We start from the raw sequence: 13,344 nt of genomic DNA, 5'->3' as shown, positions 1-13,344 counted from the left end.
GTTGATTTTTTTGAGCAAATGTGATAAAGTATAGTTGTAAATAAAAATACTGGGTCCATATACTTGGGCTTGGTAGAATTAAAAGGAGGGAAAAATATGACTATTGAAAGAATAGACGGCATTTTAAACTTTAATGCGGACATGACAATGACAGCGGCTATGGCAGCTCTGCTATTAGTTTTCGGCTATTTTGTAAGGGACAAGGTCAAATTCCTAAAAAAATATTGTATCCCAGCACCTGTTGTTGGAGGATTCATATTTATGTTTGTAACAATGATTGGTCACTTGACTAGCTCATTTTACTTCAACTTTGACACAACCCTACAAAGCTTCTTTATGCTTGCATTCTTTACAACAGTTGGACTTGGAGCAAGTTTAACTATCCTTAAGAAGGGCGGAATTTTATTAATCATTTATTGGTTGGTTGCAGGCGTAGTTTCCATTTTCCAAAACACAATTGGAATTGGAGTTGGTAAACTAATTGGACTAGAAGCTCCATACGCACTTTTGACTAGTGCTATCCCACTAATCGGTGGACACGGAGCAGCCCTAAGCTATGGGAATACCTTTGCTGGCATGGGTTATGAAGCAGCTCCACTAGTTGGTGCAGCAGCAGCAACCTTTGGTTTAATTATAGCAGTTATGGTTGGTGGACCTACTGCTCGCAGACTTATTGTTAAAAATAATTTAAAACCAGACGAATCTGAAAACGCGGGTGAAATTGATGAAAGCATCGCAAACATCAACGCCTTAAGTGGACAAAAGTTATCAAGCCTAGACGTTACTAAAAACGTAACAGCTATCCTATTTTGTATGGCTCTAGGAACTGTACTTTCAAAGAAATTTGGACAACTTATCGATATGGACTTCCCAACATACGTTGGCGCTATGTTCGTTGCAGTTATCCTAAGAAACTTAAATGAAAAATTCAAATTCTATAAATTCGACTTCGGTTTAGTTGATGGAATCGGCGATGTAGCTTTAGGTTTATACCTATCAATGGCTATGATGTCCTTGATGTTATGGCAACTATTTGGCGTAGCAGGCAAGATGTTTGTAGTCCTATTTGTTCAAGTAATTTTCTTGGTACTATTTGCTTACTTTGTAGTATTCAGAATCCTTGGCAAAAACTACGACGCAGCAGTTATGTGTGCAGGTTTACTTGGACACGCACTTGGAGCTACTCCAACAGCTATAGTTAACTTAACAGCAGTTAATGAACAATATGGTATGAGTAGAAAGGCTATGATGATTGTACCAATCGTTGGTGCTTTCCTTGTAGATATTATCTACCAACCTCAAACGATTTGGTTTATCAAAACATTCGTGGAGAAAATAAACTAATATGAGAGAAATTAAAAAGACTGATTTTAAAGTGACAGAATGGTCGGGTGGCAAGACTACCCAACTATACATCTTGCCAGAGGGAGCTGATTTTTCAAAAAGAGATTTTGATTTTAGGATATCCTCTGCAAGTTTTACAGACACCAGCTCAAATTTTTCAGATTTTTCTGGTTATCAAAGATATATACTCCCACTCCAAGGTTTTATCGACGTTGAGTACGAGGGATTGTATGACCGCCACCTAGAACCCTTCGAAGTTGAATACTTCGATGGCAGGTGGAAGACTTACTCAGAAAATTCCCTGGACACCCTTGACTATAACTTCATAGTTAGAAATGGATCAAATGCGACCATGGAAATTGTAAGAGAGGCCAAGGAGATTAAGGCTGATGGCTATAAGCTATATGTCTTTTCACCGGAAGCCTACAAGGCTGAAATAAATGGCGAGTCAAAGGAAATGAACGCCTGGAGCCTGTATATAATTGAGGAAGATTTTAAAATAACAGATTTAAAAAAGCCTATTATAATATGTAAATATAAGTAGGAAATCAGAAACTGCCTAGTCCTAAAAGGATGGCAGTTTTTTATTGGCTGAAAAATTAAAAATAAAAGATCTTTTAAGTTGATTTTTAAAAATAAAAGGCAAAAATAAAAATTTTCTAAAAATATTTTTTATTTTTTAAAATAAATTTTAAAACTCATAAACATTGAAACAACTGGGATTGGGGAATTTAAAATACGATTTAACTTTATAAAATAATTAATTTATTTAAAAAATACTTTAATGTAGTGTTTAAAATAAAAATATGGGGGTATATAATAACCACAAGGAAGAAGATTTTATAGAAAAAACTTATCCAATCTAAAAGATACAATCAAAAGATAGAATCTAAAAGATATAAAGAAAAATATAAAATCTACCTTGATCACATAGTTCGTAGCAACTAAAAGAAAAAACAATAAATTCCCGAAAGATTAAAAATATGGTGGCAGCGCAAACCAAAAGGTTAACGCACACAAACTTAAAGAAGAGTTAAAGATTAAGAGAAAAGGGAATGGAAAGACTTGAACTTTAAAAATTTAATAAGAAGGTAAGCGATGGATTTATCAGAACTGAAAGGAGCTGGTAATATGACAAGAAAGTTTATAATTAACAATAGAGAAATTAAGGAGGCTAGGAGATGAGACCAAATAAAAACGACCGTTGCTACGAATAAAACCCCACTAAGTAGAGATATTTAGTGGGGTTTTTAGATTGCAAAATTACTTTCATTTAAACTCTTGACAGGGATAATATAATTTTTTTGAGAAAAGCTGTTTAAATTAAGGCAAAAGTAATTAAAATATTTTATGGTTTATATTAACAAAGACTATATTATTTTGAATATCAATATTAAAGTATAAATAATATTACTAGTTTTAAAATAAAGATAAGCCAAAGACCTGCAATCACAAGCTTGAGACTTTTACAAAAACTTTGCTCTCTTATAGATAACAATTGCTTTTATTAAAATCTAGCTAGATATAGATATAATTTTATTAAGCTATAGATAAAATATTTTTGAAAAAGTATTTACAAAATGATTTCAATGTGCTATAATATATTTAGTTAATTAAAGCAAGGCTTTTGTAAAAGGAAATCTAATATGGTTATTAGAGCAAACCTGATCAAAGGTTTATAAATAAAAAAATTACAAGTGCTTGAGCTTTAATTAAAGATTTTTTTAGTAGGTGGTTCCGTTGAGAATTTAAAAACAGATGATTTTTCATCTTGCGTACTTAAAGATTACAGGCAAAAAATTATGGAGTTTATTTGTTGCCATCAATTTGACAACTTATAATAAATAAAACACTAGGAGGATATTATGAAAAAGTTATTAGCAATTTTATTAGCTATGGCTATGGTATTTTCATTAGCAGCTTGTGGCAAAAAGCCAGCTGGCGATGCTAACACAGAAAATACCGCAAAAACAGACGGTGAAGAAGCACCATTCCACATCGGAATCTGCACCGGTACAGTCTCTCAATCAGAAGACGAACAAAGGGGTGCTGAATCTATGCTAACCAAATATGGTGATTCAAAAGATGGCGGATTTATAACACTTAAAAACTACCCAGATAACTATATGGCTGAACAAGAAACAACAATTCAACAAATCGTTTCTTTCGCTGACGATCCAAAGATGAAGGTCGTTGTAGTTAACCAAGGCCCTCCAGGAACAGCAGCTGCATTTAAGCAAATTAAGGAAAAAAGACCTGATATCCTTTGCTTTGTAGCTAACTCCCAAGAAGACCCTAACTTAATCGAAGGTATTGCTGACCTAGTAGTTGACCCTGACCAAATTAACAGGGGATACTTGATTCCACTTGCTGCTCAAAAGATGGGCGCAAAGAAATTTGTTCACGTTACATTCCCAAGACACATGTCAATTGAACTTTTAAGTTTACGTAAAGATATTATGGAAGCTACATGTGATAAGATTGGTATGGAATTTATTATGGAAACTGCACCAGACCCAATGAGTGATATTGGTATTCCAGGAGCACAAAACTTTATCCTTGAACAAATGCCAGCATGGGTTAAACAATATGGTAAAGAAACAGCTTTCTTTGCTACAAACGACTCTCACACAGAACCAATGCTATTAAGAGTTGCTGAACTCGGCGCATACTTTGTAGAACAAGACTTACCATCACCTATCCTTGGATACACAGGAGCTCTTTCAGTTGATGTTAAAGACGCTGCAGGTGACTGGCCAGAAATCCTAAAGAGAGTTGAAGAAAAAGCAGTAGAAATGGGGGCTGAAGGCCGCATGGGTCTATGGGCATTCTCATTTGGCTTCTCAACAACACAAGCTTTAGCTGAAATTGGTAAGAGAACTGTTGAAGGAACAGCTGACTACAAGAAACCAGAAGACTTCAAAAAAGTTCTAGAAGAATTCACACCAGGAGCAGTATGGGGTGTTACAACTTATGTTGATAGAGTTTCTCGTGAAGAAAAGAAAAACCACTATCTAACACTTCAAGACACATACGTACTTGGCAAAGGCTATCTAGGAATGACCGATGTTGAAGTTCCAGATGTATATAAGCTACTAGACGAATATGAAGCAAAGAAAAACAAATAATTAGTAGGCTTCTAAAAACAAGTAATTAATTTGGACCCAAGGCTGACCTCACAAATAAAGTGCTGGGTCAGCCTTTACTATATTTAAGGTGATTATATGAAACAGGTTTTAGAATTTAGACATGTTGGAAAAAGTTTCTCAGGTAATCACGTTTTAAAAGATGTTAACTTCACATTAAATGAAGGTGAAATCCTCGGCCTTGTAGGCGAAAATGGTGCTGGTAAGTCAACCATGATGAACATTCTATTTGGTATGAGCTTTATTCATGAGACCGGCGGCTACGAGGGAGAAGTTTTAATTGATGAAGAGGTCGTAAATTTTAAAGATCCATACGATGCCCTAAAGGCAGGTCTAGGTATGGTTCACCAAGAGTTTTCACTTATTCCAGGTTTTACAGCCACAGAAAATATTCTTTTAAACCGTGAAATTACAAAGCCAAACTTTTTTAGTAAAATGTTTGGTAAGAAGTTGGAAACTTTGAAACGTGATTCAATGAACGAAAGTGCCAAAAAGGCCATCGATATGCTTGGACTTGAAATTCCAGTAGAATCCAAGGTTATGGATATGCCTGTTGGCCACAAGCAATTTATAGAAATTGCCAGAGAGCTTTCCAAGGACAATGTTAAGCTGATTATAATGGACGAACCAACAGCAGTTCTAACAGAAAGCGAAGCAGATATACTTATTAAGGCTATGAAAAAATTGGCTGCCAGGGGTATTGCTATTATATTTATCTCCCACAGGCTTCGCGAAGTTGTAGATGTATGTGATAAGATTGTTGTCCTTCGTGATGGTGAAATCGTCAAGGATACACCTAACAAAGATTTAAATATCGTAGACATTGCCAGTTGGATGGTTGGTCGTGATATGTCTAGCAAGAAGGAACAAAGGACTTACCGGGATATTAAAGACAATGCGGTTATGACTGTTAAAAATCTTTATGTAGATATGCCTGGCGAAACCGTTCGTGATGTTAGCTTTGAAGTTAAAAAAGGAGAAATCCTAGGATTCTGTGGTCTGGCTGGTCAAGGCAAGCTGGGTATTCCAAATGGAATTATGGGATTGTATCCATCAGGTGGTGAAGTAGTTTATAATGGCGAACCACTGGATTTAAAAGATACTCGGGCAACCCTCAAAAAGCATATTGCTTTTGTAAGTGAAGATAGACGTGGTATGGGACTATTATTGGACGAAGGTATCGATTGGAATATTGGCTTTGACGCCATGCAAGTCCACGATAAGTTCACCAAAAAAATTGGCCCAGTTGTATTTAGAGATGACAAGGCACTAAAAGATGTGGCTAACCAATATATTGAAAATCTAGAAATTAGGACCCAAGGCCCACACGAAAAAGCTAGAAACCTAAGTGGTGGTAACCAACAAAAAGTATGCTTGGCCAAGGCCTTTGCAGTTGAACCAGAATTTTTGTTCGTCAGTGAACCTACCAGGGGTATTGACGTTGGGGCAAAGAAATTAGTTTTGGATGCCCTGCGCGGTTACAATGAAGACTATGGCACCACAATTTGCATTGTAAGTAGTGAGCTTGAAGAGCTCAGGAGTATAGCAGATAGGATCCTAGTAATATTTGAAGGCAAGGTCTTTGGTGAATTAAAACCAAACGACCCAGTAGAATATTTTGGACTTATGATGGCGGGAACAAATCCGAAGGAGGTTATTGATGCGTAATTTTATTAAAGAATTTGGCCTTCCAAGATTAATAATTCTGCTATTTATATTGGCACTATTTGTGATTGGGGGCTTTATAGGTGTAAATCTTACAGATGCATTTATAAATGTTATTAATAGGTTTGGTATGAATGCTGTATTTGTTCTGGCAATGATCCCTATGATTCAATCGGGCTGCGGACTAAACTTTGGTTTACCGGTTGGTCTTATAGGAGGAATGCTGGGAGCTACAATATCCATACAACTTGAATTGCAAGGATTTGCAGGAGTTGTATTTGCCCTGTTTGTTGGCATGATATTTGGTGCTATATTTGGTTTCCTATATAGCCTTATATTAAACAGAGTAAAAGGCGACGAAATGATCGTTGCAACCTATGTAGGTTTTTCTTTCATTGCATTTATGAACATAATGTGGGTTATCCTTCCATTTACTAACTCGGAAATGGTTATGGGTTATGAAGGAAAGGGACTAAGGACAACAATATCCCTACAAAATTACTGGGATAAAGCTATTTCAAAAATCTTAGGCTTTCAGGTTACATCAGATGCAGAGCTAGGAACCAAAACCCTTGTACCTATCGGTATGTTTATAGTCTTTGCCTTATTTGCTTATCTTGTATACCTTTACTTTAAAACCAAAAAAGGATCAGCAATTACAGCTGTTGGGTCAAACCCAAGATACGCAAAAGCAGCAGGCATTGATGTTAATAAGCACAGAACAATTTCTGTTATCCTATCTTGTGCATTGGGCGCAGCAGGAATGGTTATTTATCAGCAAGCTTACGGCTTTGTCCAACTTTACAATGCACCACAATTTTTCGCTTTCCCAAGTGTAGCTGCAATATTACTTGGTGGTGCATCCATTAACAAGGCAAATGTTAAAAACGTAATTATCGGTACACTTTTGTTCCAAGCAATTTTAACTATGACACCAATTGTTATTAACCAAGCCATTAAAGTTGATATATCAGAAGTTCTCAGACTTATCATATCAAACGGACTTATTGTATACGCTCTGACCAGGAAGGAGGTTAAATAATGAAAGAAAAGAAAAAATTTAGCCTTATCAATGACTTTACAGTCCCTGTTATGTTTATAATAATCTGTGCCATCGCCATCTATTTCAGTGGCTTTACCGCACAGTTTTTGGTCGGACAAGTACTGACTAGATTTGCCAGAAACGCATTTCTAGTATTATCACTACTCCTACCTATTATGGCTGGACTCGGTATTAACTTCGGTATGACCCTGGGAGCCATGGCAGGACAAATTGCAATCATCTTTATCCAAGACTGGGGCATGACAGGACTACCAGCAATCTTACTTGCTGCTGTAATCTCCACACCTATCGCCTGGTTACTCGGAATGTTTGCAGGGTCAGTATTAAATAAAGCAAAAGATAGAGAAATGATTACATCTATGATGCTCGGTTTCTTTATGACAGGTGTTTACCAATTTATAGTTCTATATATATTTGGTGGAATTATACCTTTTAAAGATCCGAACATTATAATATCTCGTGGATATGGGGTTAGAAACGCGATAGACCTGACCTGTCAAAAGGGAACAGACTATTTCTTCGATAGGATTTTGGGTACAGACATTTCTATAATGGGCATACAAATTCCAATCCTAACACTCATAATAATTGCACTAGCATGTTTATTTATAGTTTGGTTTAGAAAAACTAAACTAGGCCAAGACATGAAAGCCGTTGGCCAAGACATGAAAGTAGCAGAAGACGCAGGTATTAACGTAGATAAAACCAGAAAGAAAGCAGTCGTTATGTCGACAGTTATGGCAGCTTTTGGACAAATCATCTACCTACAAAATATCGGTAACTTAAACACCTACAACGGTGCTGACCAAGTTGCCCTATATTCAGCAGCAGCTCTATTAATCGGTGGTGCAAGTGTATCCAAGGCAACAATTACAAACGCCTTAACAGGTACAATCCTCTTCCACCTAATGTTTATAGTAATGCCTACTGCAGGGGCAAATATCACAGGATCTGCAATGATCGGTGAATATCTAAGAACATTCGTATCTTACGCAGTTGTTACAATAACACTTATCTTGCACTCCGTCAGAAGACAAAAAGAAAGAGACGAAGCTATGGAAACCCTAAGAACAGGCCCAGCTGTCGCTCCTCCAAAAGAAAAATAAAGATAAGAAAAATACAGGAGCTCAAGGCTCCTGTATTTTTATATAGTATTAGATATCTTGTAAGTATTAGTAATAAATTAGACTCTATACTAAATGTTGTGGTAGATGTCTGCCACAATTTTTTTGTGAAAAAATTTGACAAAGGCTGCCTCATGTTGTATTATATATTTGCACTAGGGGTGCCCGATTGGGCTGAGATTAAACCCTAAACCTGATCCAGGTAATGCTGGCGGAGGGAAGTTGTATTTTTATTGTACCTCTAAAGCATGTGCAAGGGAGGTATTTTTTTATGAATAGAAGTTGGAACACAAGAACACTAGTTGAAGCAGGTTTGTGCTTGGCACTTTCCTTTGTGCTTGGCAGAATCAAATTATTTTCAATGCCACAAGGCGGCAGCGTTACAGCTGGACAAATGATTCCTTTAATTTTATTTGCTATCCGTCATGGAGCAGGCAAGGGAATTATCGTTGGTATTGCTTATGGACTTTTGGATATGGCCATTGGTGGAAGTATTTATCATCCAGTTCAAGCTATCCTAGACTACCCAGCAGCCTTTGGATTCTTAGGTTTAGCAGGATTATTTTCCAAGAAATTTTTTGAAAACAACGATGTAATGCCTGTAATTTATGGGACAGTTTTGGGTGTTGTTGCAAGATTTATTTGCCACACTTTAACAGGGGTAATTTTCTTTGGCTCTTACGCACCAGAAGGTCAAAATGTTTGGGCATATTCAGCTGTCTACAATGGAACATTTTTAGCTGTTGAACTAGCTATAACAATCGTTTTAATTTTCTTACTCAGAAATGTTTTAACAAAAGATTTAAAAAATATGTAGACTGACACCAGTCAAATAGTCATAATTCATTAGAAATCTCGCCTGTATTGGCGGGGTTTTTTATTTTCAATTAAAAATCAAATTCTATTATTCCGCTAATTGCAAAATATTATTCCGATAGCCTTGCTATTGTTCCGATAAAAATGTATAATTAAGAAAAGGAGGTTAGGTCAATGTATATTTCAGTTAAAGAAGCTGCAGAAAAATGGGGCATATCTGAAAGAAGAGTCAGAGTCTTGTGTGCAGAGGGAAAAATTTCTGGCGCCTACAAAGATGGCAGGGCTTGGAAAATTCCGGTCGATGCAAATAAGCCAAGTGATGGCAGGTACAAAACTACAGAGTCTCTAATGCCAATACTAGAAGAAAAGCTTTTGGCCCTAAAAGAAAAAAGACCCTTGACTGCAGGCGAGCTGCAAAGATTAAATGAAGATTTTTTAACTGAATACACCTACAACTCCAACGCCATTGAAGGGAACACTCTGACCTTGCGTGAAACGGATATGGTTCTAAGAGGCCTGACAATAGATCAAAAATCTTTGCGTGAACACTTGGAGGTAATTGGTCACAAGGAAGCTTTTGAATATGTAAGTCAGCTTGTTAGTGAGAGGGCGGAAATGTCTGAAAAGATTATTAAAGATATTCACTACTTGGTTTTGGCAGACAAAAAAGAGGATAGGGGACTTTATCGTAGGGTGCCAGTTAAAATTATGGGAGCTGTCCATGAACCTGTCCAACCTTATTTAATAATTCCTCAGATGGAAAAACTTTTGGAAAATTATAAAACTAGTGACGAGGATTTTGTGACAAAACTTGCTCGCTTTCATTTAGAATTTGAAGGCATCCACCCTTTTATTGATGGAAATGGTAGAACTGGCAGGCTTCTTATAAACCTAGAGCTCATGAAGGCAGGTTATCCACCTATTGATATAAAATTCACCGATAGATTGAAATATTATCAAGCCTTTGATGAGTATTATGGGAAAGACAATCTCTCTGCTATGGCAGACCTGTTCGCTCAATATATGAATGAAAGATTGGATTTGTATTTATCAATTTTAGATAATTAAATTAATCTCGCCATTTTTCTTTTATTTACGCCAAATCCTAAAAAATGGCGAGAAAATTATAGGGAGAATAGTTTTTAAGTTAGGATTTTTGTAAAGATAGCTTAAATTTTAAAAATGTACCCAAAAGGGTATGTTTTTTTATTGTTTTATTATATACTCTATATATAGAAAGCGATTAGTTCGAACTTAGGAGTGGTATTTTGAAAAAGAAAAAGCTTTACGGAAATATAAATATTATTGCAAAGACCGATAGGCTGATAGATTTATTTTATGATAAGATTTTGTCTGAGGCCAAGGCTTATGGATCTGATATTTCAGATGACTTTGATATATTTTTGTACTCAAGAGACCTGATGACTGAGGATGAGATAAAGAAATTCTTTGCTTCCTACAAGGATAAGAAGATATTATTTGTCCTTAGCCTGGATTATGAGCCCAGATTAAATCTGCTTTGCAAGTATTATGGAATCAAAAAATACCTATGGCTTTCAAAGATTAAGGGCAATTTATTTGCGGATATTAAAAAAGCTCTGGAAAAAGTTCCTAAAAAGACGGAAAAGGCTTTGATAAGAATAAACGGGGCTGAGACTGATATTATAATGAGATATGTACGTGGAGATAGCTTGGGTGAAATTGCTAAGGATACTGGCTATTCCGAGCATACTATTAAAAAATATATGGCAAAAATTTATGAAAAAATTGGAATAGACAACAATAGGCAGTTGATTCAATTCGCAATAAACTTAGGCCTTGTTGACTATATGTTTTACAAGGACGGTTGCTACAATCATAAGCTGTGTTACCCATGCCATATAAAAAGGTGTCCAAAATATGAGGAGGATCTATGAAATTAATCGTTAAAAATTTAAAAAAATCCTTTGGAGACAAGGAAGTACTTAAAGATATTGACTACACTTTTGACAAGGGCTTTATATACAGTGTAATCGGCAGGAACGGGACGGGTAAGACAACTCTCTTTAACTGCATTAGCTTTCAAGAAAAAATTGATGGTGGGGAAATTTTGGTGGATGAAAATGGAAAGCTTCGACCGATTGCCCATGACGATGTATACCTGGTGTCGGCCGCTCCAGTCTTGCCAGAATTTTTAACTGGCTATGAATTTATCAGGGCCTTTGTGGATTTTAATAAGGTAAAAGACTTTGACATAGACGAATTGTTCGTGAGATTTAACTTTGATCAGGCGGACAAGCATAGGCTGATCAAAGAATATTCCTTTGGTATGAAAAACAAGATTCAAATGATGTGTGCCTTTATCAAAAAGCCGCTTATTATCTTACTTGATGAACCACTTAGCTCGCTTGATATAATCGTTAGCCACGATATAAAAGAGATGATGATTGCCATGAAAAACGACCACATTATTATAATGTCAACTCATATTGTCCAGCTGGCAACTGATGTTAGCGACGAAGTTGCGATTTTAAAAGAAGGTCTCTTAAACAAGTGCAGGAATGATTTTGAGTCGCCGATTGAGTTCGAAAAGTATTTAATGGAAGTGATCTAATGGCTATAAAATTTTCGAAATTAATGTCCATTATAAATTTCAATGCTTTTTTGTATATACTTTCAAGGATTCCAGGCCTCAAACACCTGGGCTTTAAGAAAATAATTGCCAAGGAAAATTTAAAAGCAAATATAAGTTTTATGGGAGCGCTAATTCATTTTGCCTTCTCCTTTGCTTTAAGGTTGATAATGCCCTATTATATAATCGTGGTTGGGATAAATAAATTCTTAGGAGTTGACGACATAAGCTTTATGTATGACCTGAGGGTCCTTGTTTATCTTATAATCTTTTGCTTGACCCAGGCTTTTGCAAATCCTTCATTCTTGTCTGATGCGAAAAATGCCTATATGTTTATGGGAATAATGGGTGTAGATCCAAGGATTTTTTATCGGCAAAAGATTAGGGAAGGCATCATAATGGAAAACCTGGTTCACTTTATAATCTCTTATTTGATTTTTAAAAATTACCTGGTCGCCATTAGCATTTTTATATTTATGTCAGCCTGCTCCTATATTTCAAATCTAATAAATATATCTTATCTGCTCAGGCATGATAAATTGATAAAAAAGCTGCTAAGGACGATTTACAAGTTTGTCCTTTATGTGATAGCCTTCTTGCTGGTATATTTTAAGCTTGAAATTAAGCTGACCAATAATTTTTATTACATTTTGTCTCTTGCATCTTTAATAATTTCACTTGCAGGGATAATTTACTTTTACAAATTTAAATCCTACAACCAAATAAAAACCCTGATAGGTTCGTCTAATATTTATTCGGTTGGCTTTGTAATCACCAATAGTATGAGTGAAGACTACAGAGAGCTCGCTGGCATAAGTACTGAGGATAATATTAAATTTTTAGAAGACCACAAGGGCCTATCTTCACAAGCTTACATTGAAAAGGCCTTTGAGACAAGGTTTAAAGATATCTTAAAGAAACAATTTTTCTCCAAGACCAATGGAATGATTTTTACAGCCCTGGTTTATATTATACTTTTTAAACTGGGGATATCTGCTGGCAACAAGGGCTTTGCGGGCCTGCAAACTTTTGGAATTGTAATGGTCCTATCTTCTGCCATGGCAGGGACTTATCTGCAGATGTGTTTTAGAAATATCGACATGCCTCTTATGTACCACAATCTTTACGATAGCGAGGCCATAAAAAAATCCATCTCTACTCGGTTAAGATATATTGCCAAGATGGTTTTACCAAATTTCTTGCTGGCCATAGTCTTTGTTGGCTTGATAGGATTAATAAATAAGGTTGATTTTGATTTCAAACAAATCCCCTTAACACTCGCTGTCTATGCGATGATTCTGTTAACTAGGGAGCTTATGGAGATAATTATATATTATGTACTTTGCCCCTATAGCTCAGACCTTTCAAACAAGAGTCCTGTTTATAAGGTGATTCAAGGTCTTATGATGGCAATCATTGGTTTGTCCTTTATGTCTTCAATGGATATGGCCAAAGTTATTTATCCAGTTGGAGGAATATTTATTCTGACTCTCATAACATTTATAATTTTAAGGAGAAAATTCCACAAGACTTTTAGGATTAGATACTAGCTCGATTTTAATCGGGCTTTTTTCT

At 35.9% G+C, this 13,344-nt stretch carries 11 protein-coding genes and 1 riboswitch; all 11 genes read left to right on the top strand.

From position 1 onward, the window contains the following. Positions 1 to 96 precede the first annotated feature (96 nt). The 11 genes from gltS (at position 97) to CUU59_RS05005 (ending at position 13,319) form a co-directional block, all read left to right on the top strand. Positions 97 to 1,344: a sodium/glutamate symporter gene (gene gltS / locus CUU59_RS05055; protein ID WP_099950919.1), complete on the top strand. Its 1,248-nt coding sequence runs from the start codon at positions 97 to 99 to the stop codon at positions 1,342 to 1,344. 1 nt (position 1,345) lies between these two features. Beyond that, a complete protein-coding gene (locus tag CUU59_RS05050) occupies positions 1,346 to 1,888 on the top strand; it encodes a HutD family protein (RefSeq protein WP_099950918.1) in 543 nt (180 codons plus the stop codon). A 1,321-nt stretch (positions 1,889 to 3,209) separates the two neighbouring features. Next, on the top strand, positions 3,210 to 4,472 hold the full coding sequence (locus tag CUU59_RS05045; RefSeq protein ID WP_075574702.1) for a DUF3798 domain-containing protein: 1,263 nt from the start codon (positions 3,210 to 3,212) through the stop codon (positions 4,470 to 4,472). Positions 4,473 to 4,568: 96 nt separating this feature from the next. Beyond that, complete coding sequence (locus tag CUU59_RS05040; protein WP_099950917.1) at positions 4,569 to 6,158, top strand: sugar ABC transporter ATP-binding protein; 1,590 nt, start codon at positions 4,569 to 4,571, stop codon at positions 6,156 to 6,158. Further along, a complete protein-coding gene (locus tag CUU59_RS05035; RefSeq protein ID WP_075574704.1) occupies positions 6,151 to 7,197 on the top strand; it encodes an ABC transporter permease subunit in 1,047 nt (348 codons plus the stop codon). The genes CUU59_RS05040 and CUU59_RS05035 overlap by 8 nt, the downstream gene beginning before the upstream one ends. Further along, entirely contained in the window at positions 7,197 to 8,324 is a 1,128-nt protein-coding gene (locus tag CUU59_RS05030; RefSeq protein WP_099950916.1) for an ABC transporter permease subunit, read from the top strand. The genes CUU59_RS05035 and CUU59_RS05030 overlap by 1 nt, the downstream gene beginning before the upstream one ends. A gap of 165 nt (positions 8,325 to 8,489) precedes the next feature. Further along, positions 8,490 to 8,579, top strand: a riboswitch (TPP riboswitch). A 34-nt stretch (positions 8,580 to 8,613) separates the two neighbouring features. After that, positions 8,614 to 9,159: an energy-coupled thiamine transporter ThiT gene (gene thiT, locus CUU59_RS05025; RefSeq protein ID WP_099950915.1), complete on the top strand. Its 546-nt coding sequence runs from the start codon at positions 8,614 to 8,616 to the stop codon at positions 9,157 to 9,159. Positions 9,160 to 9,332: 173 nt separating this feature from the next. After that, positions 9,333 to 10,226 (top strand): Fic family protein, encoded by an 894-nt coding sequence (locus CUU59_RS05020; RefSeq protein WP_099950914.1) that lies wholly within the window; start codon positions 9,333 to 9,335, stop codon positions 10,224 to 10,226. A gap of 200 nt (positions 10,227 to 10,426) precedes the next feature. Beyond that, a complete protein-coding gene (locus tag CUU59_RS05015; protein WP_099950913.1) occupies positions 10,427 to 11,074 on the top strand; it encodes a helix-turn-helix transcriptional regulator in 648 nt (215 codons plus the stop codon). Beyond that, positions 11,071 to 11,751 carry an ATP-binding cassette domain-containing protein gene (locus CUU59_RS05010; RefSeq protein ID WP_099950912.1) on the top strand — a complete coding sequence of 227 codons (681 nt, stop codon included), beginning with the start codon at positions 11,071 to 11,073 and terminating at the stop codon, positions 11,749 to 11,751. Before CUU59_RS05015 ends, CUU59_RS05010 begins: the two co-directional genes overlap by 4 nt. Beyond that, complete coding sequence (locus CUU59_RS05005; protein ID WP_099950911.1) at positions 11,751 to 13,319, top strand: hypothetical protein; 1,569 nt, start codon at positions 11,751 to 11,753, stop codon at positions 13,317 to 13,319. The genes CUU59_RS05010 and CUU59_RS05005 overlap by 1 nt, the downstream gene beginning before the upstream one ends. Positions 13,320 to 13,344: the final 25 nt, after the last annotated feature.

The sequence above is a fragment of the Ezakiella peruensis genome (assembly GCF_900215725.1).
GTDB classification, from domain to species: Bacteria; Bacillota; Clostridia; order Tissierellales; family Peptoniphilaceae; genus Ezakiella; species Ezakiella peruensis.
This window is presented reverse-complemented; position numbering and strand designations above follow the sequence as displayed.